Annotated in this window: 24 protein-coding genes and 2 tRNA genes; 11 read left to right on the forward strand and 15 right to left on the reverse strand. The window is 61.4% G+C overall.

What is annotated here, in order from left to right; translation table 11 throughout:
* Positions 1-151: 151 nt before the first annotated feature.
* Both LB520_RS02020 and LB520_RS02025 read left to right on the forward strand, forming a co-directional pair.
* Positions 152-1,270, forward strand: coding sequence for a DUF2157 domain-containing protein (locus LB520_RS02020; RefSeq protein WP_224636245.1), 1,119 nt, complete (start codon positions 152-154; stop codon positions 1,268-1,270).
* Positions 1,267-1,848, forward strand: a complete 582-nt coding sequence (locus LB520_RS02025; protein ID WP_224636246.1) for a GDYXXLXY domain-containing protein — start codon at positions 1,267-1,269, stop codon at positions 1,846-1,848. Before LB520_RS02020 ends, LB520_RS02025 begins: the two co-directional genes overlap by 4 nt.
* Before the next feature lie 46 nt (positions 1,849-1,894).
* Here LB520_RS02025 and LB520_RS02030 read toward each other — a convergent pair whose 3' ends face one another.
* Together LB520_RS02030 and LB520_RS02035 are read right to left on the reverse strand one after the other, a co-directional pair.
* Positions 1,895-2,827, reverse strand: a complete 933-nt coding sequence (locus LB520_RS02030; RefSeq protein WP_224636248.1) for a hypothetical protein — start codon at positions 2,825-2,827, stop codon at positions 1,895-1,897.
* A gap of 323 nt (positions 2,828-3,150) precedes the next feature.
* Positions 3,151-3,235: transfer RNA gene (locus tag LB520_RS02035), tRNA-Leu, on the reverse strand.
* A gap of 443 nt (positions 3,236-3,678) precedes the next feature.
* Between LB520_RS02035 and tig the strand changes: the two genes are divergently transcribed.
* From tig to LB520_RS02050, 3 genes are all read left to right on the forward strand, one after another.
* Positions 3,679-5,193, forward strand: coding sequence for a trigger factor (gene tig, locus LB520_RS02040; RefSeq protein ID WP_224636249.1), 1,515 nt, complete (start codon positions 3,679-3,681; stop codon positions 5,191-5,193).
* Between the two features lie 195 nt (positions 5,194-5,388).
* Positions 5,389-5,898 carry a hypothetical protein gene (locus LB520_RS02045; RefSeq protein WP_224628202.1) on the forward strand — a complete coding sequence of 170 codons (510 nt, stop codon included), beginning with the start codon at positions 5,389-5,391 and terminating at the stop codon, positions 5,896-5,898.
* A 214-nt stretch (positions 5,899-6,112) separates the two neighbouring features.
* Positions 6,113-6,493: a c-type cytochrome gene (locus LB520_RS02050; protein ID WP_224636531.1), complete on the forward strand. Its 381-nt coding sequence runs from the start codon at positions 6,113-6,115 to the stop codon at positions 6,491-6,493.
* 345 nt (positions 6,494-6,838) lie between these two features.
* Here the strand turns inward: LB520_RS02050 and LB520_RS02055 are convergent, their stop codons facing one another.
* The 8 genes from LB520_RS02055 to map all read right to left on the reverse strand — a co-directional run bounded on the left by LB520_RS02055 (position 6,839) and on the right by map (position 13,737).
* Positions 6,839-7,312, reverse strand: coding sequence for an aminoacyl-tRNA deacylase (locus tag LB520_RS02055; protein WP_224636532.1), 474 nt, complete (start codon positions 7,310-7,312; stop codon positions 6,839-6,841).
* 129 nt (positions 7,313-7,441) lie between these two features.
* Positions 7,442-7,831 carry a cytochrome C oxidase subunit IV family protein gene (locus LB520_RS02060; RefSeq protein WP_224636252.1) on the reverse strand — a complete coding sequence of 130 codons (390 nt, stop codon included), beginning with the start codon at positions 7,829-7,831 and terminating at the stop codon, positions 7,442-7,444.
* Between the two features lie 27 nt (positions 7,832-7,858).
* Positions 7,859-8,578, reverse strand: coding sequence for a heme-copper oxidase subunit III family protein (locus tag LB520_RS02065; RefSeq protein WP_095765039.1), 720 nt, complete (start codon positions 8,576-8,578; stop codon positions 7,859-7,861).
* Positions 8,579-8,588: 10 nt separating this feature from the next.
* The gene (locus LB520_RS02070; RefSeq protein ID WP_224636254.1) at positions 8,589-9,293 is read right to left on the reverse strand and encodes a cytochrome c oxidase subunit 3; all 705 of its coding nucleotides are present in this window, start codon (positions 9,291-9,293) and stop codon (positions 8,589-8,591) included.
* Positions 9,290-11,059, reverse strand: a complete 1,770-nt coding sequence (gene ctaD / locus LB520_RS02075; protein ID WP_095765041.1) for a cytochrome c oxidase subunit I — start codon at positions 11,057-11,059, stop codon at positions 9,290-9,292. The genes LB520_RS02070 and ctaD overlap by 4 nt, the downstream gene beginning before the upstream one ends.
* 21 nt (positions 11,060-11,080) lie before the next feature.
* The gene (locus LB520_RS02080; protein WP_224636256.1) at positions 11,081-11,965 is read right to left on the reverse strand and encodes a cytochrome c oxidase subunit II; all 885 of its coding nucleotides are present in this window, start codon (positions 11,963-11,965) and stop codon (positions 11,081-11,083) included.
* 148 nt (positions 11,966-12,113) lie between these two features.
* Positions 12,114-12,875 (reverse strand): RadC family protein, encoded by a 762-nt coding sequence (gene radC, locus LB520_RS02085; protein WP_224636257.1) that lies wholly within the window; start codon positions 12,873-12,875, stop codon positions 12,114-12,116.
* A 34-nt stretch (positions 12,876-12,909) separates the two neighbouring features.
* The gene (gene map / locus LB520_RS02090; RefSeq protein WP_140627307.1) at positions 12,910-13,737 is read right to left on the reverse strand and encodes a type I methionyl aminopeptidase; all 828 of its coding nucleotides are present in this window, start codon (positions 13,735-13,737) and stop codon (positions 12,910-12,912) included.
* A gap of 197 nt (positions 13,738-13,934) precedes the next feature.
* Here map and LB520_RS02095 point away from each other — a divergent pair, with 197 nt between their 5' ends.
* The 3 genes from LB520_RS02095 (at position 13,935) to LB520_RS02105 (ending at position 15,182) form a co-directional block, all read left to right on the forward strand.
* Positions 13,935-14,303, forward strand: coding sequence for a hypothetical protein (locus LB520_RS02095; protein ID WP_224636259.1), 369 nt, complete (start codon positions 13,935-13,937; stop codon positions 14,301-14,303).
* A gap of 111 nt (positions 14,304-14,414) precedes the next feature.
* Complete coding sequence (locus tag LB520_RS02100) at positions 14,415-14,651, forward strand: hypothetical protein (protein ID WP_224636260.1); 237 nt, start codon at positions 14,415-14,417, stop codon at positions 14,649-14,651.
* A gap of 225 nt (positions 14,652-14,876) precedes the next feature.
* Positions 14,877-15,182, forward strand: coding sequence for a DUF982 domain-containing protein (locus LB520_RS02105; RefSeq protein ID WP_224636261.1), 306 nt, complete (start codon positions 14,877-14,879; stop codon positions 15,180-15,182).
* A 12-nt stretch (positions 15,183-15,194) separates the two neighbouring features.
* Here LB520_RS02105 and LB520_RS02110 read toward each other — a convergent pair whose 3' ends face one another.
* Both LB520_RS02110 and LB520_RS02115 read right to left on the reverse strand, forming a co-directional pair.
* A complete protein-coding gene (locus LB520_RS02110; RefSeq protein WP_224636262.1) occupies positions 15,195-15,881 on the reverse strand; it encodes an aspartyl/asparaginyl beta-hydroxylase domain-containing protein in 687 nt (228 codons plus the stop codon).
* Positions 15,882-16,861: 980 nt separating this feature from the next.
* Complete coding sequence (locus LB520_RS02115; RefSeq protein ID WP_140840422.1) at positions 16,862-17,833, reverse strand: LysR family transcriptional regulator; 972 nt, start codon at positions 17,831-17,833, stop codon at positions 16,862-16,864.
* A 99-nt stretch (positions 17,834-17,932) separates the two neighbouring features.
* Between LB520_RS02115 and LB520_RS02120 the strand changes: the two genes are divergently transcribed.
* A complete protein-coding gene (locus LB520_RS02120; RefSeq protein ID WP_224636263.1) occupies positions 17,933-18,379 on the forward strand; it encodes a cupin domain-containing protein in 447 nt (148 codons plus the stop codon).
* A 1,171-nt stretch (positions 18,380-19,550) separates the two neighbouring features.
* Positions 19,551-19,736 carry a hypothetical protein gene (locus tag LB520_RS02130; RefSeq protein ID WP_141245283.1) on the forward strand — a complete coding sequence of 62 codons (186 nt, stop codon included), beginning with the start codon at positions 19,551-19,553 and terminating at the stop codon, positions 19,734-19,736.
* A gap of 464 nt (positions 19,737-20,200) precedes the next feature.
* Here LB520_RS02130 and LB520_RS02135 read toward each other — a convergent pair.
* The 3 genes from LB520_RS02135 to phaC all read right to left on the reverse strand — a co-directional run bounded on the left by LB520_RS02135 (position 20,201) and on the right by phaC (position 24,044).
* A tRNA-Glu gene (locus LB520_RS02135) sits at positions 20,201-20,275 on the reverse strand.
* 447 nt (positions 20,276-20,722) lie between these two features.
* Positions 20,723-21,883 carry a YcbK family protein gene (locus LB520_RS02140; RefSeq protein ID WP_224636264.1) on the reverse strand — a complete coding sequence of 387 codons (1,161 nt, stop codon included), beginning with the start codon at positions 21,881-21,883 and terminating at the stop codon, positions 20,723-20,725.
* Positions 21,884-22,208: 325 nt separating this feature from the next.
* On the reverse strand, positions 22,209-24,044 hold the full coding sequence (phaC, locus tag LB520_RS02145; RefSeq protein WP_224636265.1) for a class I poly(R)-hydroxyalkanoic acid synthase: 1,836 nt from the start codon (positions 24,042-24,044) through the stop codon (positions 22,209-22,211).
* A 97-nt stretch (positions 24,045-24,141) separates the two neighbouring features.
* Here phaC and LB520_RS02150 point away from each other — a divergent pair, with 97 nt between their 5' ends.
* Positions 24,142-24,546 carry a hypothetical protein gene (locus LB520_RS02150; RefSeq protein WP_224636266.1) on the forward strand — a complete coding sequence of 135 codons (405 nt, stop codon included), beginning with the start codon at positions 24,142-24,144 and terminating at the stop codon, positions 24,544-24,546.
* Positions 24,547-24,555 lie beyond the last annotated feature (9 nt).

Consider the following 24,555-nt stretch of genomic DNA (forward strand, 5'->3'; position numbering starts at 1 on the left):
GCCGTTGGCGCATGGCAGCAATGCAAATTGTGCAATGCAACATTAACGGCCGTTCACGCCTGCGTCGCAAAGAAGGCCGAATCGGAAAGTGCCGCCGCGTCAACGGTTTGGCTGCCCCGGTTGAGGAAATGACCAGGCTTTGGGGGAAAGCATGGCGAGCTATACGACACGGCTAAGGGCGGATATCGCCCGCTGGCGGGAGAGAGGGCTGATCGATCCCGCCACGGCGGAGGCATTGACGCTCGACGTCGCTGCCAACGAGCGCGCGCCGCTGAGTTTCGGCTCGATCCTGGCGATGATGGCGGCGCTTCTGTTCGGCGCAGCGATCCTGATTTTCGTCGCCGCCAACTGGGAGGCCATTCCGCGTGTCGTTCGCGTGGCGGCGCTTTTCGCCGTCATCCTGGCCGGCTATGTCGGCGGCGCGGTGCTGAAGACGCGCGACCATGCCGCGATCGGCGAGGCGCTGTGGATCATTGCAGCCGCCGCCTTCGGCGGATCGATCGCGCTGATCGGCCAGATGTACCATCTTTCTGGCGACGAGGCCTCGGCGCTGGTGACATGGTGCGCCGGCACCGCGCTGGCGGCAGTAGCGCTGCGTTCGAACCCACTGACGGTGGCTGCGGTTGGCATTGCCGATGCCTGGCTGGTCCTCAAGGGGGTCGGCTTCTACTGGCGCGCGGAAATTCCTCATCTCTTCATCGTCATGGCGATCATCCTGTTCGCCGTTTCGTTCTGGACGCGCAGCCGGGCAGCGCGCCACCTCATCATTCTGTCTGTCATTCTCTATCTGGTTCTGCTGGCGACGGATCACGACACGCTGCCGGTGGCCGTGTCGCTGGCCATTGCGTCAATGCTGCTCTTTGCGGCCGCGGTCTTTGCCGGCGATCCAATCGACAGGATCCTGCAACTCGGCGGCCGGCTGTCCTTGCACGCTTTGCTCGGCTTCGTCACCGGCATGGCGATGATCCAGTTCGAGCTGGCGGATGAAAGCACCTACAACAGCGGTTTCGCCCTCGCCTCGATCGTAGCGCTTGCCGGCATCGTGGCGGCGATCATGTTGGCCGGCCGCGAGAGCAGGGGCCTGCGCTGGCTGGCCTATGCCGGCTTCGCCTTCGAACTCGCCATTATCTATAGCGTCACCTTGCTTTCGATGCTGGATACGGCCGGCTTCTTCCTGGCGGCTGCCGTGCTGCTCGGCGTACTGGCGCTGATCATCATCCGTATCGAGAAGCGCATGAGAGCGCCCGCCGAGACAGGAGCAGCAGCATGACCGGCAAGAAGCTGATCATCTCGGCGTTGGTGCTGGCGCTCGTCCAGATCGGCTTTCTCAGCTGGATCATAGCCGGCCGGGCCGCGATCCTGCGCAACGGCAAGGAAGTGCTGCTGAAAGTCCAACCGGTCGACCCGCGCGACCTCCTGCGCGGCGACTATATCTCGCTCAACAACAACATTTCGCGCATCCCGGTGAAGCTGATCGTCAACCTTCCGCAAGGCAAGTTCTCCAGCGACGACACAGCGATCGTGGTGCGGTTGAAGAAGGGCTCCGACGGCTATTGGCAGCCGACCGCGGCGTGGTTCGGCAAAGCGCCGGTACCGGCCGGCGCGGACGAAGCAGACATTGCCGGCCATGTCGGGGAAGGCTGGGGCCTCAGCGATCCGGAAGCGACGATCGCGCCCGACTACGGGATCGACCGCTTCTATCTGCCGGAAGGCGAAGGAATGGCGATCCAGGACGACATGCGCGTGCGGCCGTTCGGCCTCAAGCTCGCGCTGTCGGCAGACGGCACGGCACAGATCAAGGCGCTGATGGACGGCGACAAGACGCTGTTCGAGGAGCCGCTTTATTAAGTGTATAGGGGCTTTACGTCTGTGTCCGCGCTAACGGTGGTCCCGCTTATCGCTGGACACTCCCTGTCTCTGCGATAATTTTGGGATAGGGACCGATCGAAATCGCGTAGCTAAAGTTTGCCACGCCTTTTTCCTGCTTGTGTATCGAGGGACTGCGCACAACCCAGTCGTAGACGCCCGAGACCATGCAGCGATCGTTAGTGCAGTTGACCACGATGCTGTCCTTGCGGACGCTATATCCGCGTTCAGGCCATCGCCGGTAATAGTTCCTCTTGTCCTGAACGATCGACCTCAAGTTCGTCAGCTTGCCATAATAATCGACGTTGGGAGCGTAGGATGCCTGAACTTGGGCAAGAGCGAAATCGTCGTTGTCGCCATGATGCTCGATGAGATCCCTGACGAAGGCGACCGCAATGCTTTCCGGCAGTTGCCTGGCGTCGGGTGCAGGAGCGGACACGGGCGCAGGATTTGGCCTCGTTAACACCTGTGAAATATCTGCCGGCGACTGGTTCGCTGCGGCATTGGTCACATGCAAGTCAGCCATTTCGCTGGCCGATAGATATCTTATGTCATGCTTGCCATAGCTCGAAGCCAATTCTATCAGCTTGGGGTCCACTCCCATCTCGACCACATAAGACGTGATTGCAGCCGTTCCGAGCTGGACGCGGGCCTTCGCTTCTTCGGTGGACATCCCGTCAGCCGGTTTGAGAAACGCCCGGTGGATGCCGATGGAACTTGGTTCGGCAACACGGTGGATGCCACCCAGGAAGGCCAGTGAGCAGGCTGAAGCGCACTGCAATTGACCAACCTGAAGCGTATCCAACCCTGCTGCGCGGATCATACGCCCCAAACGAATAGCACCGCCGACATTGCCACCAGGGGAGTTGAATACAATCACCTTGGCCCCGCTGCTCGCAACCGCGCGGCTGAAGCCGTTCAAGGACTCATTGGCGCTAAACTCACCGGAGACAATGAGCATTGGCAGCTGACCCGGAAGAGAAGCCGAAGTGTACTCCAAAGCCTCAACCTGAGACGCCGCCGCGAGAGCTGACCCAACCCCCACAATTAGAGAAGTTACACGCACAATCTGACCGAGCCCCGACCCGCCTATTGCAAGTAAGAACCTGTTAAAGGACTATTTCAAGCGCATCGGATGCGCAAAGCGGGATTGTCTCTGAGAGCGTGAGGGCCTTGCTTGCGCCCCCAGGAGATAGCTGCGGTCCTCCTTCGCCAAGACTTCGGAGGACACCTTCGGCTCTTCGAGGTGGTGGTCCTGCCGTCCGAAGCTCGAAGAGCGAAGGATGGTGCGGATGAAGGGACTCGAACCCCCACGCCTTTCGGCACTGGAACCTAAATCCAGGGCGTCTACCAATTCCGCCACATCCGCTTTCCCCGGCAATCCCATGTAGCCATCATTCTGTCAATGTCGGCGCTCAAGTATGCTTATCCGGCTAAAGCGGGTCGTGTCGAAACGGCTCGGGTGACGCGCTTCAGGCCTAGTCTTGATGCATGCCGTTCTCCCAAAACCGCTGCGCAGTTTTGGGCGGCATGCATTGGAGCGAAGATAGTTGAAAATTAGCCTAGCCTGTGACAAAAGGCGTGTCGAATGTGACGGAAAGTGAGTTTCCGCTTTCGCAAGATGTGAAAAGTTATAGGAAAAACAAAGACTTATTCGCATCCGGCAAGGCGCAGTTCAGGAGAATTTGAGCCGCATTCGCGGTCAAATTGCCAGGTTCCGTCCCAAAAGCCATTTCCGGCAAGATCATACCGGCAGGCTGTAAACGGCTAAAACCGTTCGGCAGTCTCATTGTTGAAAACAAAGGTTCTAGGATGCAGGTCACCGAAACGCTCAACTCCGGTCTCAAGCGCGAGATCAAGATCACCGTGCCGGCCGGTGACATGGAAGCCAAGCTGATGGCGCGGCTGACCGATGCCCGCGGCAAGGTGCGCATCAACGGCTTCCGCCCGGGCAAAGTGCCGGTGCAGCACCTGCGCAAGGTGTACGGCAAGTCGTTCATGGCCGAGGTCGTCAACGAGATACTCAACGACTCGACCCGTTCGATCATCTCGGGGCGCGGCGAAAAAGCCGCCATGCAGCCCGAAGTGATCATGACCGAGGACGAGAAGGAGGCCGAGAAGATCCTGGCCGGCGGCGCCGATTTCGAATTCAGCCTCAACTACGAAGTCATCCCGCCGATCGAGATCAAGGATTTCTCCGACATCAAGGTGACGCGCCAGGTCTATGACGTGCCGGACGCGGAAGTCGAGGATCAGGTCAAACGCGTCGCTGAATCGGCGCGCAGCTACGAGCCGAAGACCGGCGAGGCCGCCGAGGGCGACCGTGTGACCATCGACTATGTCGGCAAGATCGGCGGCGAGGCCTTCGCCGGCGGCGCCGGCACCGACCAGCCGCTGGTCCTCGGCTCGAAAGAGTTCATCCCGGGCTTCGAGGAGCAGCTGATCGGAACGAAGGCCGGCGACGAGAAGCAGGTCACCGTCACTTTCCCCGAAAACTACCAGGCGGCGCATCTGGCCGGCAAGGAAGCCACCTTCGACGTCACCGTCAAGGAAGTGTCGGCGCCCGGCGCGCTCGAGATCAATGACGAGACGGCCAAGAATCTCGGCCTGGAATCGCTCGAGCGCCTGCGCGAGATCGTGCGCGGCCAGATCGAGAACCAGTTCGGCTCCATGACCCGCCAGAAGGTGAAGCGCCAGTTGCTGGACCAGCTCGACGCATCCTACTCCTTCGAGGCGCCGTCGAAGCTCGTCGAGGCCGAGTTCAACAACATCTGGGGCCAGGTCAACCGCGACCTGGAAGCCGCCGGCCGCACTTTCGCCGACGAAGAGACGACGGAAGAAGAAGCGCGCGCCGAATATATGCGCCTTGCCGAGCGCCGCGTGCGTCTCGGTCTGGTCCTGGCCGAGATCGGCGAGAAGGCCGGCGTCACCGTGTCGGACGAGGAACTGCAGCGCGGCCTGTTCGAGCAGGTGCGCCGCTTCCCGGCCAACCAGCAGCAGGAAGCCTTCGAGTATTATCGCAGCAACCCGGAAGCCATCAACGCGCTGCGCGCGCCGATGTTCGAGGAGAAGGTGGTCGACTATCTGCTTGGCCAGATCTCGGTCAACGACGTCAAGGTCGGCAAGGACGAGCTGATGGCCGACGACGAGGAGGCCGAAACCGCGACTAAGGCGAAGCCGGCCAAGAAGGCTTCCTCGAAGAAGGCCGAAGCCAAGGCAAGCGACGCAAAGGCTGGCGAAGCAAAGGCAGGCGAAGCCACCGGCGAGGCGGAAGAGCCGAAGAAGAGGGCCGCGCCGAAGAAAAAAGCCGCCAAGGAAGCCGAGTAACAGGTTTCAATGCCGAGACTTCGAAAGGCCGCCTCCGGGCGGCCTTTTTCATTAGGAGCTACTTTATTGTGGCGGCGCGGCAACACAGACAACTTGTCTTGAAGGCCTGCCGCTGGCGATACCAACGGTTGAACATTATCTGCGCTTCATCGCATTCGCGGGTGTTTGGAGGCATTGGTGAGGCTGGGATTCACGATGAGAGACGTGGTCGTCGCCGCGGCGCTCATGTTTGCCGCAGCCGCCGGTGTCGCTCGGGCCGAGCCGGCTCTCGGCAACTGGAGCGTTGGCGCCGGCAATGATGGTCAGATCACGGCGTCGCTCCACGCCAGCAACAAGCTGATCACCGGCGGCGGAGCGTTGGGCTACAGCCCTGTGCTGACATTGGCTTGCCGGCCCGACGGCGAACCACGCTGGAGCGAGTGGCTCCAGCTCAACGATGCTGTCTCCGCCAGCCGCAAGATCACCATCTCCGTCGCGGTCGACGGCGGCGGCAAAACCGATGAAAGCTGGTCGGTCGGCCCGCGCGGCAGAACACTGGTCAGGGATGGAGACGACGGCATCAAGCGTCTGGCTTCAGCGAACCGGCTGACGCTGTCGTGGCGCTTCGGCCTTTTGTCGGGACGCGGCGAGGCCGATTTCGAGCTTGCGGGCCTTTCGGACGTGATCGGGCAGATCGCGGCAAGCTGCAATACCGACCCGCCCTGACCGTCGCCGTTCAGAAGGCTTGGACCGCTTTTTGGGCAGTTAGTCCTCGGCGCATGGCCTAAGCCTTCGCAGGCCGGCAATTTTTGCCTATTGGTTCGATTCTGTGGTATGTAGGTGCCGCAATTCCACTGAAGAGACGCGGTCGCCCGCCATGCGGGATACGCCAGCGTGGCGCGGGCCGTCCGACGTAAATGACGATCAGAGAGGAAGTGCCATGCGCGTAACCGCACTTTTCATCGTCTTGTCAGCTACGACCTTTTTTGCAAGTCCGTCGCAGGCGCAAGACGCCGCCGCAGGCGAGAAGGTGTTCACCAAGTGCAAGGTCTGCCACATTGCCGACCAGGACCAGAATAAGGTCGGCCCGTCTCTGCACGGCGTCATCGGGCGCACCGCGGGCACGCATCCCGGTTTCACCTATTCCACGGCCATGGTCGAGGCCGGAAAATCCGGCATCAAATGGGACGAGCCTACGCTGACAAAATATCTTCACGACCCCAAGGCGATGGTCAAAGGGACGAAGATGGCGTTTCCCGGCCTCAAGAACGATCAGGACATAGCCAACGTCATCGCCTACCTGAAGCAGTTTTCTAAATAAACACCGCGGTCCAGACTCTTTTGATGGTCGCCTGCTTATCCGGAAGGAAGACGCCGGCAGTTGCGCAGATGAATATCGCCCCCAGCACCGTCACGCCGGGAGCGCAAAAAAACCCAATAGCAGCAGAATGACTATGCCAAGGCCGAGTATGAGAAGCGTCCGCGTGTCCATGACGTTCACCTTCGCATCTTGAGAATACCGAAAAAGTAGCCCTGGACGACTGGCGGTCGTGCTGCTGGTCCTCGCCTGGCATGTTTTTACCGCAAGGTCGTAGAGCCGCCGGCTGCCCCAGACCGTCGAAGCAATCAGGCCCTGCCGTGACGTAGCGGCGGGAGCCTCTATGCGTCAGAAGGCCGGATAGCTGAACCGCGCCTGGCGCGCGTCCGTCGTCAGGTTGCAGAAATCCTTGCCGCTGACATGCACAAGCGTCTTGTGGTCGCCGCCCTCGAAATAGATATCGGCGGCATCACGCAGGCTTTCGTCCAGAATGACCGGCACATCATAAGCCGCACCGATCGGCGGTATGGCGCCGACGTCGCAATCGTCAAAGAGCGATACCACTTCGTCTTCGGAAGCGAGGCCGAGGCGTTTGTCCATGACGTCCTGCAGCTTGCCGAGTTCGATTCTGTGGGTGCTTGGCACCACGGCCAGCGCATAACCGAGTTCGTGGTGAACGACCACGGACTTCGCCATGATGCTGCCGGGCACGTGCGCGGCAATGGCGGCCTGCCTGCTGGTGGCAGTTCGATGATGCCCCACGGTATCGTAGGAGATGCCCTTGCGGTCGATAAAGTTTCTCAGTCTGTTTGCTATCGTCATTGTCCGCGTCCTTTGCTTGAGTTCACGGCGCATACGCCAAACCAAAATGGGCCGGCGGCCTGTTGTTTCAAGGCATCGGAACCGGCCGTCCCCGGCCCGTCATGCTGCGGCTGGACCCCGCATCGGGTGTCAGGGGCCAGGCCCGAAAAACGCGATACGAGTCAGCAGCGTATAGTCGGCCTCGAAGACCATCATCGCCACGAAAACCAGCACCAGTATCGGGGGCAGGATGATTGCATACATCATCGCCAGCCGCTCCCAGGCCATGTGCATGAAGACGGCGACGATCAGTCCTGCCTTGAGCATCATGAAGATCAGGATCAGCGACCACCTGAGATAGCCGTGGAGGCCGAAATAGTCGACCAGATAGGAGCAGGTGCTGAGAATGAACAACCACGCCCAGACGACCAGATAGAGCTTGATCGGGTGCTCCTGATGCGTCTCCGTCTTGGCGACGATCGCTGCGTCGTTGGGATGCAGCGCGTGTTGTCCGAGACCGTTTGCGGTTGCTTCAGCCATGTCTGCCTCTCAACAAAGACTGCCTTCTCACCACAGATAGAAGAAGGCGAAAATGAACACCCAGACCAGGTCGACGAAGTGCCAATAGAGCCCCATGATCTCGACATTCTCGTAGCGGCCCCTGCGGCTGGTGAAGAAGCCGGGCCGGCCGGTGTCGAAGTCACCACGCCAGACTTTTCTCGCCACGATGATCAGGAAGATCACCCCGATCGTGACGTGCGTGCCGTGGAAGCCGGTGATCATGAAAAAGCACGAGCCGAATTGCGCGGCTCCCCAGGGATTGCCCCACGGCCGGACCCCTTCGGTGATCAGCTTGGTCCATTCGAAGGCCTGCATGCCGACGAAGGTCGCGCCGAGCGCGGCGGTCAATAGCATCAGGATCGCGGTTTTGCGACGATCGCGGCGATAGCCGAAATTAACCGCCATGGCCATGGTTCCGCTGCTCGAGATGAGAACGAACGTCATGATGGCGATCAGGATCAGCGGGATCTCCGAGCCGCCGATGCGCAAGGCGAAGACCTCGCTTGGATTCGGCCACGGCACGCGCGTGGAGATCCGCGCCGTCATATAGGAAAGCAGGAAGCAACCGAAAATGAAGGTGTCGCTGAGCAGGAAGATCCACATCATGGCCTTGCCCCAGGACACGTTCTTGAACGCGCGCTGATCCGAGGCCCAGTCGGCGGCGATCCCGCGCAAGCCCTGGGGGCGATCCATCTGGCTGGTATGCGTCAGTGTGGTCTCGGCCATCGCCAGTCTCCTAGGTCAGCAGCCGTTGGCAAATGCTCACGAACGTCGCCGCCCAACCGGCCAGGACGGCGAAGATGCATAGCCAGACGAAAAGCAGGAAATGCCAGTACATGGCGCACAGCTCGACGCTGAGGCGCAGCCGCTCCCGCCGCGTTCCGTTCCAGGCGCCGGCGCTCGTCCTGCCAAGGCCGACCAGCCCGCCGAGTATGTGCAGGCCATGCATCGCCGTGATCAGATAGAAGAAGCTGTTGGCCGGGTTGGAGGCCAACAGGTAGCCGTCCTCGGTCAGCTGCCGCCAGGCAATCAATTGGCCGGCGAGGAAGGCGAGGGCGGTCAATCCCGCCGTTGCAAGACCGAGCCTTACCATGTCCACCTGGCCTCTGCGCGCGGCGACCACCGCACATTGCAGCGCGACGCTGCTCAGCGCCAGCACGCCGGTGTTGAGCCAAAGCAGGCGCGGCAGCGGCAGCGGCCGCCAGTCCGACAGGCCCATGCGCATGAAATAGGCGCTGGTGAACAGCGAAAACAGGCAGCCGACGACGGCGAGGAAGACGCCGAGGCCGATCTTGGCGGTGGGCAGGGACGACCGGTCGAAGCCGACGACGTCCGCGGCCTCGCCTTGCTCCAGCCACGGCTTGGCTGTCAACCGCTGGTGCGAAAGCCACCAACCGGCAAAGCCGGCGATCACCAACATGAAGACCAGGATGACGCTCATGCCGGCTCCCTGGAGGGGCCGAAGGAGCCCGGCACGTTCTGCGGGATGAAGTCCTCCTTGGCACCCGGCACGCTGTAGTCGTAGGCCCAACGATAGACGATCGGCAGTTCCTTGCCGAAATTGCCGTGCGCCGGCGGCGTCTCAGGCGTTTGCCATTCGAGCGTCGTTGCCCGCCACGGATTGCCGCCGGCCTCACGGCCATGGCGAATGCTCCAGATCAGGTTGAACAGGAACACCATCTGGGCGAAGCCGACGATGAAGGCCATGATACTGATGAACGAGTTCAGATGGTGGGCCGATTCCGTCATGATATTCATGTCGGTCAGTTCGGCGTAGCGCCGCGGAACTCCCATCAGGCCGAGATAGTGCATGGGGAAGAAGATCAGGTAGGCGCCGAGGAAGGTGATCCAGAAATGGAAGCGGCCGAGTGTCTCGTCCAGCATCCGTCCGGTGACCTTCGGATACCAGTGATAGATCGCGCCGAAGATCACCAGGATCGGCGCGACGCCCATGACCATGTGGAAATGTGCGACGACGAACATCGTGTCCGACAGCGGCACGTCGACGACGACGTTGCCGAGGAACAAGCCCGTCAGGCCGCCATTGACGAAGGTGACGATGAAGGCGAGCGCGAACAGCATCGGTATGGTGAGGTGGATGTCGCCGCGCCACAACGTCAGCACCCAGTTATAGACCTTGATCGCGGTCGGCACCGCAATGATCAACGTCGTGGTGGCAAAGAAGAAGCCGAAATAAGGATTCATGCCGCTGACATACATGTGGTGCGCCCAGACCACGAAGCTCAGCGCGCCGATGGCGATGATGGCCCAGACCATCATGCGATAGCCGAAGATGTTCTTGCGCGCATGCGTGCTGATCAGGTCGGACACGATGCCGAAGGCCGGCAGCGCCACAATGTAGACCTCCGGGTGGCCGAAGAACCAGAACAGATGCTGGAACAGGATCGGGCTGCCGCCATTGTGCTGAAGTTGCTCGCCCATCTCGACGATTGCCGGCATGAAGAAGGAAGTGCCGAGCAGACGGTCGAGCAGCATCATCACACAAGCAACGAACAGTGCCGGGAAGGCCAGAAGCGCCATGACCGTGGCGGTGAAGATGCCCCAGACGGTGAGCGGCAGGCGCATCAAGGTCATGCCGCGGGTGCGGCCTTGCAGCACCGTCACCACATAGTTCAGGCCACCCATGGTAAAGCCGATGATGAACAGGATGAGCGAAGAGAGCATCAGGATGATGCCCCAGTCCTGACCGCCCGGCGTGCCGGTCATGATCGCCTGCGGCGGGTAGAGCGTCCAGCCGGCGCCTGTCGGCCCGCCGGGCGCGAAGAAGCTCGACACCAGGACCAGCACGGCAAGCAGATAGACCCAATAGCTCAGCATGTTGACATAGGGAAAGACCATGTCGCGGGCGCCGACCATCAGCGGAATGAGATAATTCCCGAAGCCGCCAAGGAAGAGCGCGGTGAGCAAATAGATCACCATGATCATGCCGTGCATGGTGATGAACTGATAGTAGGCCTCCGGAGTGATGAAATCGAACGTGCCGGGGAAGCCGAGCTGCAGGCGCATCAACCAGGACAGCATCAGCGCGACGAGGCCGATAGCCATGGCCGTCGCCGAATACTGGACTGCTATGACCTTGGCGTCCTGTGAAAAGACGTATTTCGTCCACCAACTGTGCGGATGATAGAGTTCCATCTCCGCGACTTCGGCGGGTGGAACGGCATCTGCGGGTGTGACGTCGACCATGGGAGCACCTCCGCACCCTGTTCAGCGGGCCTCGAGCGTTTCGAGTTTTGCCGCGACGTCCAAACTGGACGCCATCGTCTTTTCCGACGGTTGGTTCGCCGAGCCCGTTTGCTGGGGCGCGGACAATTGCGCAAAGGTCTGTTGCTGGCCGAGCCAGGCCAGATAGTCCTGCTCGGTATCGACCATGACCACGCCATGCATCAGCGGATGTCCCTGGCCGCACAGCTCGGCGCACAAGACCTGGAAGGTTCCGGTCCGCGTCGGCGTGAACCAGAAATACGTGACCGATCCCGGAATCATATCCATCTTGGCGCGGAATTCCGGGATGTAGAAATCGTGCAGCACGTCGATCGAGCGCAACAGCACCTTGACCGGCTTGCCGACCGGCAGGTGCAGGTCCGCCGCCTCGACCACGACGTCGTCCTGGCCGTTCGGGTCGCCGGGTACGATGCCGAGCGGGTTTTCAGTCGAGACGATGCGGGTGTCGGAGGTGCCGAGCTTGCCGTCCTTGCCGGGCAGACGGAAGCTCCATTGCCATTGCTGGGCGACAACCTCGATATCGGCGGCCTCGCCGGGAACGTTGACGAAGCGGCTCCAGACGAAGAGGCCGGGAACCAGCAAGGCGGTGACACCGGCCGCCGTTGCGATCATCAGCCACGATTCGAGCCGCCTGTTCTCCGGTTGATATGCCGCGCGATTGCCTTCCCGATGCCGGAAGCGGAAGACGCAATAAGCCATAAAGAGCACGACAGCGGCAAAGACGATGCCGGTGATCCAAAAGCTGATGGTGATGGTGTTGTCGATGTAGTCCCAGTTCGAGGCGATGGGCGTCCACCACCATGGGCTCAGGAGGTGGAACAGCACCGAGCCCACAACGATCAAAACGAGTACAAGCACAATGGCCATGTCCCGTCCTCCCGGTATTTCACGGGAGCGCGAAGCATCCCAGGAAGATACCAAGTGCCATCATGCTTGATTTCCTGCTGAAATTCCAGAGCCGACTATCTGATGAGGCGACGATGTCCCGGCAATCCCGAAATGCCGGGCAAACGCCTCAGATCAGCAGCAAACCCTTCATCGAGGCGTTGCCCTTGCGGCCGATGATGATGTGGTCGTGCACGGCGATGCCGAGCGGCTTGGCCGTATCGATGATCTGCTTGGTCATCTCGATGTCCGCGCGGGAAGGTGTGGGGTCGCCAGAAGGATGGTTGTGCACCAGGATGACGGCGCTGGCTGAGAGCTCGAGCGCGCGCTTGACCACCTCGCGCGGATAGACCGGCGTGTGGTCGACGGTGCCGGTCTGCTGTACCTCGTCGGCGATCAGCCCGTTCTTCTTGTCGAGGAACAGGATACGGAACTGCTCGCGGTTCTCGAAGGCCATGGCGGAGCGGCAATAGTCGAGCAATTGCGTCCAGTTGGACAGGACTTCGCGGCCGCGCACCTCGCCGCGCGCCATGCGCTGGGCCGTCGCGGCGATGACCTTGAGATCGGCCGCAACGACCGGTCCGATGCCTTTGACTTCTGCAAGCAGGGATGCCGGCGCGCCGAGCACCTCGGCCAGCGAGCCGAAGCGGGCGATGAGCGCCTTGGCGATAGGCTTGGTGTCGACGCGCGGGATCAGCCGGAAGAGCAGCAGCTCGAGCAGTTCATAGTCGGGCAGGGCGTCCGGTCCGCCGGCGACAAAGCGCTCGCGCAGGCGGTCGCGATGGCCGTGATAATGCGGTTTCTCGGTAGGTGCCGCCTTCTTTTGCGCTGCCTTAGGCGGTTCAATCCAGCCTTCGGAAAAGAATGCCCGCTCGTCCTCGACTTTGCCCATGGTCCGCCCGCTCCCTCAGGCTTAGGTCGAAGTGCTACGCCGGCAGGCCGGGGCGGTCGAGCTTTTTCGGCGACAGCGTGAAGATCTCGCAGCCTGTGTCGGTGACGCCGATCGTATGCTCATACTGCGCCGACAGCGAGCGGTCGCGCGTGACTGCCGTCCAGCCGTCCGACAGCACCTTCACATGCGGCCGGCCGAGATTGATCATCGGCTCGACGGTAAAGATCATGCCCGGCCGCATCTCGACGCCTTCATTGACGGTGCCGTAATGCAGGATGTTGGGCGCGTCGTGAAAAAGCTGGCCGACGCCGTGGCCGCAGAAGTCGCGCACCACCGAGCAGCGCTCGGCCTCGGCATAGGTCTGGATCGCGGCGCCGATGGCGCCGGTGCGGGCGCCGGGCTTGATCGCGGCTATGCCGCGCATCAGGCACTCATAGGTCACTTCGAGCAAGCGCTCGGCGGCACGCTTGATCGTGCCCACCGGATACATGCGCGAGGAATCGCCATGCCAGCCGTCGAGGATATAGGTGACGTCGATGTTGACGATGTCGCCTTCCTTCAGCGGCTTGTTGTCGGGGATGCCGTGGCAGACGACATGGTTGATCGAGGTGCAGGACGATTTGGTGTAGCCGCGATAATTGAGCGTTGCCGGCAGCGCACCATGGTCCATGCCGAATTCGAAGACGAAGCGATCGATCGTTTCCGTGGTCACGCCGGGCTTCACGATCGGCACAAGCTCGTCGAGGCAGCGCGCGGTGAGATCGCAGGCCTTGCGCATGCCGGCGAAGCCTTCCTCGCCATAGAGGCGGATCTGACCGGTATTTCGAAGAGGAGCCGTGGAGGCGTCGAGATAGGTAACCATTTTGTCCGTTTGCCGGCGTAGGCTTCAAAGGAGCCGAACGCGAAAAATCTGCTCCAGATTTGGCACCGGAAGCCGCAAGGTTCAAGGACGAAGTGCGATTGCGGCCTCCATTGCGGCTTTCCTTCGGCCACCCCATGGGCTAGGTCGGGCCTTGGTATCCGGAGACCGACTTGACGGCGCCTGAACGCGAAAGATCGATGCTGCTGCCGGCCAGGACCGCTTTTGCGGGCCTGATGGCGCTGCTGATGCTCGCGCTGCTGGGCTTCGCTCAGGCCGAAATCTCCGCGTCCGCGACCCCGTTCTCGGGCGGTTCCAGCATCAGCGCCGTTCGTCAGGGCGATACGATCGCGCTGCTCAGAACGACCGGCAAGGCGCAGGCGCTTGAGGTCCGGGCCAGCCGGCCGCTCGCGACAAAGCTCGTCGGCGGCAATTCCGGCGCGCTCGCCCATGCTTCCGATTTCCTGGTTATCGGCCGGGCGTTGCCGTCCGAGATTAGCGCCACGCCCGTATCGGCAAGCGCTACCGCTTCGCGCACCAACCAACCGCGCGCGCCGCCGGCCGCGTGAAGCCTTAGCCGCTAGGCGCGGCATTCAAACCAAAAATTCCTTTGCGCCGTGATCCGGCGACGGCCGCCGGTCGTCCGCCGGTCGCGTGCGCGTCAGTTCGGATTCTGTTCAATGCAACGCATCAAGACATTCAAGACACTCACCTGCGCGGTCGCGGCGGCCTGCTTTCTGGCGGTCCAGGCGGCAATCTGCATCGGTACCCTCTACTGGGCCATTGCCGCCACCCTTCGCATAGAAGGAACAGCGGCGATCGTGCTCGGCGCCATCTTCGCGCTGCCGTCCGCTTATGTGCTGATGGTGGTTACCCGCATGGCCTATGATGCGGAGACCGACCCGGCTAACCAATAGCGGCAAGGGCGTGGGAGAGGGACAAGGGGCTGCGATGGCCGGCAGTACGGTGGAAATCCGGCATTGGCAATGCAGCCGGCATCGATGCGGACTGACCCGGATCCGCCGCACCGGCGAACCGATTCTTCATCGCACTGAGGTCACATTTGCGAGTCAGAAGGCCGCAAAAGCAACTTTTCAGAACGAACGGCGTTGCTCCGGCTACGCCAGTTCGGGAGACAGGGGATGGACAGACTGCAATTCGAGGTGCCGGTGCGCATCACGCCCGCGCCCGGCCTGCCGATCGAGGAAATCTACAGCGTCGAGCAGGCGCTCGATTTCCTGCAGGATTGGCCGAAGCGCCGCCAAGGCAAGGTCTACGAAGCCGCGTTCAATGCCTGCTTCGGCGCGACGGTCGATGTCGCCAGCGCCGAGGAAGCCTGCCGCGCGTTCGCAGCCTTCTGCCGCGTCAGCGGATTGCTGGCGAGGGACGCGATGTTTCCCGGCAAGCGTCGCAGCGGGGCAGGGACGTATCGCGAGGCGAGAGCGTAGATTTCGATCGGTTCAGCCGCCGAACGACACGCCCCGATAGCGCATTCCCACCTGCACGCCGCGCACGATCACGCGCGACAGGATTTCCATATCCAGCGGCATTTGCGGACGCCACACGTCGAGCAGGAGAGCGACGCGGGGCTGATCCGAGTTGTTCATCACTTCGTGCTCGAAAGTATCGTCCCACAGCAAGCACTCGCCGTCGGCGATGCGCCTTTCCTCATGATTGATCATCATGATCGTTGCCGGACGGCCGTCAGGCTGTTGGGGGATGACCAGGCCGAGATGGAACCGCATGATGCCGCGAAAGGGTCCGCGATGCGGCGGGATGTGCTTGCGCGGGGCGAGGAACGAGACGGCGGCCGATTTGACCTCGGGGCATTCCGAAAGCAGCCGGCTCAGGACCGGCATGCGCGTGAGGTTCGCCGGGATCGTCATGTCATAGGCCTTGAGCACGAACATGCGCCAGTCGAGACCGTCATTGGCCGAGATATTGGCCTGTTCCGGCATGATGTCGTGGAAGCGCGGCGCCTTGTTCAGCTTCGCCGCCAGCGCCTCATCGCGGATATTGCGCCAGGCGGCGGTGAATTTCGCGGCATTGGGAAAATGCGTGGCGGCATCAAGAATGGCCGGTGCATCTATGCGTTTTTCATAGATACGGCGGACCAGATTGGTTCCGAGATCGTAGGCGCCTGACATCTCATTACCTCAACGATGCTGTTATATAGTGCGATATTGCTTGCGGCCATCGCTCACGGAGATTTGCTCGGGCCGTCAACACGGAGATGGACATCGCAGGCTGCCATGCCAAAATCGAAACGATGTCGGTCTCGCTCGCTGCATCGTGACAGCGCGATCATTGCGGAACTGCGACACAAGATGCGAATTTGGCGATACGATGTTTTGCCAGGACGCCACCATGCCCGGACGCAAGATTATGCTTTGCGCGGCAGCCATGCTGTTGCTGCTTCAAATTTCGCCGACGCCCGATCCGATACGCGCAAGATGACGTGTGAACAGACGCAGGCACTGATCCAGAGCCAGCACGCTGCGGTGCTGAGCACGGGACCGAATACCTATCACCGCTATGTCCGCCAATTCGGCAATGAGTGCGACGCTCCTTACGCGCCGATGGCCGACTATGTTTTCCGACCAGCGCCGGCCGGTGCATGGTTTACCGGTGCGAGGAGCCGGCTCCAATGGTTCCGGATTGACCGAAGGCCTGTGAGCTCTCCCGGCTTTTCACGGGAGCCTCAGACACTGGCCGATGCGGCTTACTTGACCTTTTGAATCTCCGGTTGAATCTCCGGGCTCGGCGTCTGATCAGTTGCCGGGGCCGGCGTGCAATCCGGGCCCTTGCAATCCAGCACCGGATCGTCAGCCGGAGGAAGACAATTTTGCCCTTGGCAATGGACTGCCGGCGGCCGCGGCATTGCTTGGCTATTCGGCTGGGCAGGCTGATCGTCTGCGTGAACGAGCGGCACGCCTGCCAGGCCGGTCATTGCCGCGCATAAGAGCGCTGTCCGAAGCATCTTCATTCCCGCCTCCACGGCCGAGAGCGGAGGGAATTTTACACTTTCGAGTCGAGGACGGCTCCTGTCGTCCGCGAACGGCGTTAACAGCGCGTTTCCGCTTGCGTCCTGTCTTGTTACCGACAAGGCACGACGCTGGCCCGCCATTCAGACCGGGCGTGGTTTATGGGCGCTGCTGCCGGCTTCGCCGGCGCTCAGTTGCGAGAGCAGCTTCAACACGATTTCCCGCAGCCATCGGTGCGTAGGATCGGTTGTGTTGCGTTTATGCCAGACGATGCAGATGAGGGCAGGATCGATCGGCATGGGCGGACTGTAGATCGCCAGCCCCAAGCGAGATGCTACCTTGCGCGCGAGCTGTTCCGGAACGAGAGCGACCAGATCGCTTCCCGCCACTGCGCTACAGACGCCGCCGAACACCGGCATCGTCATGGCCACCCGCCGTTCGCGCCCCATCCGGGCCAGCGCCGCGTCGCCCATGGCCTTGAGCTTGCCCTCGGGCGAGAAGACGACGTGGCCGAGGTCGCAGAAAAGGTCGATCGGAATGACGTCTCCGGGGCTCACCTTCGCCCGCTCGAGTCTTGGGTGCCCAGCGCGGGCGATCGTCACGAATGTCGACCGGAAGGCAGGAAGATAGTCGATCCAACTGGGGAAATCGACCTTGGGAACGAGGGCAAGGTCGATACCGTGCTTTTCGAGCGTGCCGACATAGTCGTCGGGCACAAGATCCACCAGTTGGATCAGTATTTTGGGAGCAAGCCCGGAGATTGCATTGGCCAGGGCAGGCATCAGCATCTCGGCAAAGAAATCCGAACCTGCGATCTTGAAGCTTTGCTCGGCTTCGGCCGGATTGAAGCTGCCAGGCCCGGCAAGCAGCGCCGACAGTTCATCGAGGATGCGGCGAAGCGGAAGCTCGAGGTTCCGGGCGTATTGTGTCGGCACGATGTGCTGTCCCTGGCGCACGAACAGCGGATCGCCGAGAAAATTCCGAAGTCGTCCCAAGCTGGCCGATATCGCCGGTTGCGACAGGCCGATGCGTTCTCCGGCCTTTACGGTCGATTGCTCGCGCAGCAGCGCGTCGAGTACCCGCAGGAGATTGAGGTCGAAGCTCGATAAATTCATTCGCCGGATATATTTTATAGTAGCTATCGATTTCAATTATGAAATCGGTTCTGGCAACTTCGCAGCATCGAAAATGGCGTCGGATCGCGGGAGGTTTCGGTGGCTGCGTCGGTACCCTACAGCGTCCAGTGGCTTGGCACGTCCTACCGGATTTGCCTCACGGCGGAGCAAACGGCCTCGCGGCTCGGAATGTTCGAAAGCCTCGATCAGCCCGGTTACGGTCCTCCGCGCCATATCCACAATAACGAGGACGAGACCTTCCAGATCCAGTCCGGCGAAGTAGAGTTCTGGATGAACGGTCAAACGCGCATAGTCGGCCCGGGCTGTGTCGTGCACGTTGCGCGCGGAATCGAGCATGCATTTCGGGTGATCGGCGATCGACCCGCCAGAATGCTCACCATCATGACGCCCGGCGGCTTCGAAGGCTTCTTCGTGGAGATGGCCAAACACAAGTGCCGAATCCCGGATGACATGGATCAGATCGCGGCAATCGGGGCGCGTTTCGGTCTGACCTTCACAGGCCCGCCTCTGGGCGCGGCTAGATAACTAACTGCGCGATAGCTAACTGCGCGTCCTTGGCGGCTCAGAGACGAGTTTCTTGAGGGAGTGCGAAAAATGGCTGAGCGATCTTCACGAGCTCGACCGCATCGCCGACAGCGCTATCCGCCTAGTGCGCGAGGAGGTGAACCAGGACGCGGTGGAACTGGACCGGCTGATCCGCGACATCGAGACCGAGATAACGGCGCTCCGGCGCGCTCGGCCTGCGCCGCCGCGCGCTGCGCAACCTGATTGTCAACGCTGCCACAACCCTGGAAGCTCTCGACGGCCATTGGTGCTGGCGACGAACTTACAGTCACGCTGAACGCAAAGAATGATCAGCTATTGCGTGAGTTCGTGAGCGGCGGATTTGCTGAAAAAGAGGTTTTGCTGTAGTCGGGCAGGTAATTTACTGCACGATATTTAATCACGATCACATGTCGGATTTCGCTTTTTATGTCGAGCCGAACTCTAACAGATTCCGGCGGCCGATATCAAATATGAGGGCCTTTTATCGAGTGCCCATCGAGCCGCGGATCGCAAAGTTCTTGTCGAGATGCAAAACAGCGAAGGCTTGAGCTGTGATGCCTAGTCTAGTGAGAACCCGACATGTGTCGCAATTGACGCGGCTGCTTAGGTGGCCGGGCGTGCTGGCTTGCTGAAGGTGACTCCGCCCACATCCAACACACGCAGCGCGCCTTCCGCGACCGGGTCATTATACAGCAACGCGCGGAATTCCAGCACAGCGTAAGGGGGACGCCTTAGCCATAGAGCGGCCCGACAGTTCCGCGTTGGGGTTTGCGTTGGGTGAACCGCCGGGCCCTAGCCGACTCGGTAGGGGTGGGTAGAGTCGGCTAAAGCGAGGCTAAATTAGCATCTCTGCATTGATATAGGTTTCTATACCTTTTCCACCGATTTCCAGGCGCCGGAATGCGGTCATTGCGTAAAGGTTTGGTCAACTATCGCACATTAGAATTCGCTAATGCGCTTTACTTTGGTGCTCTTTTGTTGGGCTGCGTTCTTCGGCTGGGATTTGGCCGCCAACCATGGTGAATTCATGCTCGCGATCGGCCATGGGGTTTTTCGGCTCGTCCACATGACGGGGCTGGCTTGAACTAAGCTCATAAGTGCGGAGAGCGTTACTGACGGGCGGCGGTGGTGGTGGCAGCGAGGGTTCTCGATGGCAGCCAATCTGTTCCGGGTGTCTTACTTCGTTAACCAGCGCGCCTGTGATGGGAGCCAGGAACGCGTTTGCGTGGCGAAATTCATTGTGACTGCGGAGACGATGAAAACCATGGCGGCAGAGACGTTCGGCCGTCAGGAGGCGCGGCGCCTGACCGGCGAGACGCATTCGGCAATCAACTAAACCACAATCTGCACCACCGATCTTTGAGCGGCCCGCTGCCTCATTGGGGCGGGCACGCCAGTAACTAAAGTCCGAAAGAGAACACTTCGGGACGGCTCGTCTCGTAGCCAAGGCGGGGCTTGGAACTGCCCACCTCGGTCTGTGGTGAATTGGCGGTTCCGGTCGCAGTACAGTCAAGTTTGGCCGCTGCAGTCGCCTTGATCGACAGCCCTGCACATGTCTTTTGGGCAGTGAGCGTTGGCTTCTTATCGTGGGCCACAGCGGCACTTGACGCCGCGAGAACGAGAGCCGCACAAACGATTGCCGTTTTCATAGCGTTACCCCTTCTTTAGCAATAGCTAATGAGAGGGTAACGTAACGTTAACCAACCGTCAACGCGACACCGGACCAAGCCGGATTCGAGCCCGATATTGGCCAAAGATTGGACAGAGTCGGCATAAGCGTCGCTAAGTTCTTGAAAAGTCTGGTACGCCCAAGGGGAATCGAACCCCTGTTACCGCCGTGAAAGGGCGGTGTCCTAACCGCTAGACGATGGGCGCGCTCAGACGAAGCGGCTTATAATTGCGTTGTTGCCAACCGGCAACCCATCTGCCGCCACATGCGACAACTTTTTTCAAAGGCGGCACAAAGCCCCTCGGGTGGCGGTTTCGCTTGGCCGCGCATCCCTGGAGATTAGCCGGAACATCCTCGCGATCGTCATTCTGTGGCGGAGCAAGGAGCGAAGCGACGCGCGCAGACCATAGACTTCGCGAGGCTGACGTGCCGCAACGGTGCAGAACTTGCGCCGCTGCACTCCGCGGTCAAGGTCACGGAATGGATCCTCGGGTCTGCGCGTTCGCTCCCGCTCCGACCGTGGATGACGAGGCGACGGATGCCTCGGCTGATCGCCGACGTCTGTGATGGCGTGTTGAGACTAATATCGGCATTGGCGGCGACCGGCTCGCAACCGGTCAAACGGCCATGCCCGCAAGACCAAGCCGAAGGTATCAGCCGTCCTCGCCGCCGCCGCTGCGCCTGCGGCAGCGCCAATTCCAGTCGCGCTCGGGGCCGACGTCGATATGGACGGATTCAGTGTGGCAGTAGGTGCCGACGCCGCCGCGGCCGGGCATCGAGCGGACATAGTTCGCCAACTCCCACTTCGACACGCCAGGCACCTGGATGTCGGCGGCGGCGCAATACATGTGCAGCGAATTCTTGGCGCCGTTGGCGCGGCGGTTGCGCGAGGGATCGCGATAGCCGGAGGTGACGATCATCTTGCGGCCGAAATGACCCTCGATCGTCTTCAGCACCCGTACCAGCGACGGCTTGAGGCAGGCTACGTCGACGCTTTCGTTCTGCTTCAAAAGACCGTTGGGCGCGAGCCTGGCCAAGCCGGCGGCCGACGCCACCTGGTAGGAACCGCCGCCGCCTTCGTCCTCGTTGAGGTCGACGTCGCTCTCGTCGTCGATGCCGGATTTGCGCTTGATCTCGAACAGCGCCGTCTGGCGCACGCCGGGAAGAGCGTCAGCGCCCGTGATGTGATTGCTCGGGTTGTCGAGCGAGGCCAGTTGCACCGGCTTTTCGGCCGGGGTCGCCGAGGCCAGCGTCACGATCGGCTTGGCCGGCGGCGGCGTGGTCTTGGCCTGCGCGGCGGGCTGGTCGCCGGAGCGCGCATTGTTGATCAGGGGGGCGGGGGCGGCCGAAGCCGGCGTGGTGCTGAACAGCGAGGCGAACAGGCTCTTCTTCGGCGCGGCGATCTGCGGCTGCGCCGGCTCGGCCGCGGTCACATAGACGCCGTTGCTCATGGCCTGCGTGGTCGCCTGCGCCTTCGACGCGACGGTGGCGGCATCGCCGGCGGCGATCTGCTTGGCGACGGCTAGCGTCTGTTCCGCCGTTTGCGCCTGCTGAACCAGCGGTTGCGGCGTGCTCCCGGCAATGGCCTGGGCGCCGGCAGGAATGGCGATGGGGAACGTGCCGTCCGGCCGCGTCTCCGGCACATAGGCGACCTTCTCGGGCAAAGGCGCATCGCCCTCGCTCATCACGGTCGACGTCGCTTCGGCCGGCGCCGATGCCTGCAAGGACGAATCGGCCGAAGTCGCAGTCTTGGCGCTGGATGTCGCGCTCATTTCGCCGGCGGTTGAATTGTAGGCAGGCGAAATGACCGACATCGTCGGGTCGCCGGTCGATGTGCAGGAGGCCAGGAGCACGGAGAAAAGCGCTGCCGCAATGCTGCAGCTTCCCCTCCGTGCAAGACGCCAACCTGCTGATTTCAAAACAAATTCCCCCTCGATATCCGGTCGGTTCGTCATCGCCGCGCACTCCAGTACCGCGCCGCGATAACCCTCCTGTTCCCAACCGGAAACGGGACGTGTGTCGAATCTGCAAGCCTCGGAATTATTCTGCGTCGGAAGGTGATTTGAGGCCGCCGAACGATTGACGCCACCATTTCGCCCTGTTTTGGCGGCCCGTCAACTCACCACACATTACAGCCCGTTACACACGCACCTTGACATAGGTGCCCGGCGCATCTCCCAAGGTTTTCATACGCTTGCCGGGTTTGCGGGCGGGTACGCGGATATCGTCCTGGGCCTCGATCCAGTGCTGCCAGTGCGTCCACCATGAACCAGGATGCTCGTGCGCCGCGGCAAGCCACGCGCTGAAATCGCCCACCGGCTTGCCGCCGGTCCAGTACTGATATTTTCTGGCGGCAGGCGGGTTGACGACGCCCGCGATGTGACCGGAACCCGCCATTACATACTCGACGTCGCCACCGAAAAACTGCGACCCCAGGAACACCGAAAGCGCCGGCGCGATGTGGTCTTCCTTCGTGGCCAGGTTGTAGACGGGGATGGTGATGTCGGCCAGCGAGACGGTGCGCCCGGCAAGCTCCATCGTGCCGCGCGAGAGATTGTTCTCGAGATAGCAATTGCGCAGGTAGAACGAGTGATTGGCCGCCGCCATGCGCGTGGAATCGGAGTTCCAGTAGAGCAGATCGAAGGGCAGGGGCTCCTTGCCGCGCATGTAGTTGTTGACGACATAGGGCCAGATCAGGTCGCCCGAGCGCAGCATGTTGAAGGCGGTGGCCATCTTGGTGCCGTCGAGATAGCCCTTTTCGTTCATCGAGCGCTCGACCGCGGCGACCTGGTCCTCGTCGACGAACACCTTGAGGTCGCCGGCATAGGTGAAGTCCACCTGGGTGGCGAAGAAGGTGGCCGATCTGATGCGGTGATCGCCTTCCTGCGCCAATAGCGCCAGCGCGGCAGCTAGGAGCGTGCCGCCGACGCAGTAACCGATGGCGTTGACTTCCTTTTCGCCTGTCGCCTTTTCCACCATGTCGAGGCCGAATTGCAGGCCTTCGCGGATATAGGCCTCCCAGCCCTTGGCGCCGTGACGCTCGTCGGGATTGATCCAGGAGATGACGAAGACGGTGTGGCCCTGCTCGATCGCCCAGCGGATGAAGGACTTTTGCGGGTTGAGGTCGAGAATATAGAATTTGTTGATCCATGGCGGGCAGATCAGCAGCGGCCGTTTCAGCACTGTCTCCGTCACCGGATCGTACTGGATGATCTCGGCTACATCGCTGCGGCCGATAACCTTGCCGGGCGTGGTGGCGATGTTCTTGCCGATCTCGAAGGGCGTGTAGTCGGCCTGGCGCAGCTTCAGGTCGCCTCGGCCCGCGGCGATGTCCTCGGCCAGCATCTTCATGCCGCGCACCAGGTTCTCGCCATTCGAGGCCATAGTCTCGCGGAACAGCTCGGGATTGGTCAGGATGAAGTTCGACGGAGCGATCGCGTTCGACACCTGCTTGACGTAGAAGCTCGCCTTGTGGCGGGTGTGCTCATCCAGGCCCTCTGCATGCTCGACAAGCTCGTTCGCCCAGCGCGAGGTGACCAGATAAGCCTGCTTGAGAAAATCGAAGAAAGCGTTGCGGCCCCATTCGGGGTCCTGGAAGCGCTTGTCGCCGCGCTCGGGCTGAACCGCGTCCCGTGGCGCTTCGGCGTTGGGATTGACCTTCTGGATGGCGTTCGCCCAGACGGTCATGTAGCCGGCAAACAGCCGTGTCTGCGCTTCGAGCGCGCGTTGCGGGTCGCCCAGCCAGTATTCCGAAAGCTTTGAGAAGGTCTTGACCATGTCGACGACGGGTTCGGCGACATGGTCGCGCACTTCGCCTTTCTCGCGCGGTTCGGCCCAGGCGGAAGCCGCCTTGCCAGCCTGCTCAACCATGCGCGCCATGTTCAGGGCGAAGCGCTCGGGATCCTTCACCAGATATTGCTCGATGGCCGAAGGTCCGCCATTTTCCGCTTTGTCCGAATCGTCAGGTTTGGACATGGTTCGCGGGGTTCCTCCCGGAGCGTTTTCTTGACATATTATCATGGGACATCTGACCGGGTCCAATTCGCTCTAACCCGGCTGCCAGGAAAACAATATGACGATTAATGTTGGCGGGACTTTTTTTCTCAAGCCGGGTTCGATTTGCCGCATGGTGCTGATGGCGGGGCTGGTCGGCATGCTGCTGCCCGCTGCCGGCTGCACGAGCACCAGCACGAACAATGCGCCGACGGCATTGACCGAAGGTCCGAGGGACACCGGTTCCTATCCAAACCTCAACATCCCGCCAAAGGTGGCCGCCAAGCAGCTCACCAAGGAAGAGACCGCGGCGAACCTCGCCCAGCTCAAGGCCGAGGAGCAGACGCAGATTGCCAAGGGCAGCGGCGTCAAGGCGCCGGCGAATTCGGCCGCGCTCAACACTTTGGCCAAGACGCATGGCGCCGACACGCTGAAGCAGATCGAGGGCAAATGCGACCCCGCCCTCGACCCTAGCTGCAATTAGGTCTATATC

The organism is Mesorhizobium sp. CA12 (genome assembly GCF_020165255.1).
Classification (GTDB): Bacteria; Pseudomonadota; Alphaproteobacteria; order Rhizobiales; family Rhizobiaceae; genus Mesorhizobium.

What these genes read in the sequence shown, in the direction of transcription:
- LB520_RS02020 (WP_224636245.1), top strand. Translation starts at nt 152, where the DNA reads ATGGCGAGCTATACGACACGGCTAAGGGCGGATATCGCCCGCTGGCGG.
- LB520_RS02025 (WP_224636246.1), top strand. Translation starts at nt 1,267, where the DNA reads ATGACCGGCAAGAAGCTGATCATCTCGGCGTTGGTGCTGGCGCTCGTC.
- LB520_RS02030 (WP_224636248.1), bottom strand. Translation starts at nt 2,827, where the DNA reads ATGCTCATTGTCTCCGGTGAGTTTAGCGCCAATGAGTCCTTGAACGGC.
- tig (WP_224636249.1), top strand. Translation starts at nt 3,679, where the DNA reads ATGCAGGTCACCGAAACGCTCAACTCCGGTCTCAAGCGCGAGATCAAG.
- LB520_RS02045 (WP_224628202.1), top strand. Translation starts at nt 5,389, where the DNA reads ATGAGAGACGTGGTCGTCGCCGCGGCGCTCATGTTTGCCGCAGCCGCC.
- LB520_RS02050 (WP_224636531.1), top strand. Translation starts at nt 6,113, where the DNA reads ATGCGCGTAACCGCACTTTTCATCGTCTTGTCAGCTACGACCTTTTTT.
- LB520_RS02055 (WP_224636532.1), bottom strand. Translation starts at nt 7,312, where the DNA reads ATGACGATAGCAAACAGACTGAGAAACTTTATCGACCGCAAGGGCATC.
- LB520_RS02060 (WP_224636252.1), bottom strand. Translation starts at nt 7,831, where the DNA reads ATGGCTGAAGCAACCGCAAACGGTCTCGGACAACACGCGCTGCATCCC.
- LB520_RS02065 (WP_095765039.1), bottom strand. Translation starts at nt 8,578, where the DNA reads ATGGCCGAGACCACACTGACGCATACCAGCCAGATGGATCGCCCCCAG.
- LB520_RS02070 (WP_224636254.1), bottom strand. Translation starts at nt 9,293, where the DNA reads ATGAGCGTCATCCTGGTCTTCATGTTGGTGATCGCCGGCTTTGCCGGT.
- ctaD (WP_095765041.1), bottom strand. Translation starts at nt 11,059, where the DNA reads ATGGTCGACGTCACACCCGCAGATGCCGTTCCACCCGCCGAAGTCGCG.
- LB520_RS02080 (WP_224636256.1), bottom strand. Translation starts at nt 11,965, where the DNA reads ATGGCCATTGTGCTTGTACTCGTTTTGATCGTTGTGGGCTCGGTGCTG.
- radC (WP_224636257.1), bottom strand. Translation starts at nt 12,875, where the DNA reads ATGGGCAAAGTCGAGGACGAGCGGGCATTCTTTTCCGAAGGCTGGATT.
- map (WP_140627307.1), bottom strand. Translation starts at nt 13,737, where the DNA reads ATGGTTACCTATCTCGACGCCTCCACGGCTCCTCTTCGAAATACCGGT.
- LB520_RS02095 (WP_224636259.1), top strand. Translation starts at nt 13,935, where the DNA reads ATGCTGCTGCCGGCCAGGACCGCTTTTGCGGGCCTGATGGCGCTGCTG.
- LB520_RS02100 (WP_224636260.1), top strand. Translation starts at nt 14,415, where the DNA reads ATGCAACGCATCAAGACATTCAAGACACTCACCTGCGCGGTCGCGGCG.
- LB520_RS02105 (WP_224636261.1), top strand. Translation starts at nt 14,877, where the DNA reads ATGGACAGACTGCAATTCGAGGTGCCGGTGCGCATCACGCCCGCGCCC.
- LB520_RS02110 (WP_224636262.1), bottom strand. Translation starts at nt 15,881, where the DNA reads ATGTCAGGCGCCTACGATCTCGGAACCAATCTGGTCCGCCGTATCTAT.
- LB520_RS02115 (WP_140840422.1), bottom strand. Translation starts at nt 17,833, where the DNA reads ATGAATTTATCGAGCTTCGACCTCAATCTCCTGCGGGTACTCGACGCG.
- LB520_RS02130 (WP_141245283.1), top strand. Translation starts at nt 19,551, where the DNA reads ATGGCAGCCAATCTGTTCCGGGTGTCTTACTTCGTTAACCAGCGCGCC.
- LB520_RS02140 (WP_224636264.1), bottom strand. Translation starts at nt 21,883, where the DNA reads ATGTCGGTCATTTCGCCTGCCTACAATTCAACCGCCGGCGAAATGAGC.
- phaC (WP_224636265.1), bottom strand. Translation starts at nt 24,044, where the DNA reads ATGTCCAAACCTGACGATTCGGACAAAGCGGAAAATGGCGGACCTTCG.
- LB520_RS02150 (WP_224636266.1), top strand. Translation starts at nt 24,142, where the DNA reads ATGACGATTAATGTTGGCGGGACTTTTTTTCTCAAGCCGGGTTCGATT.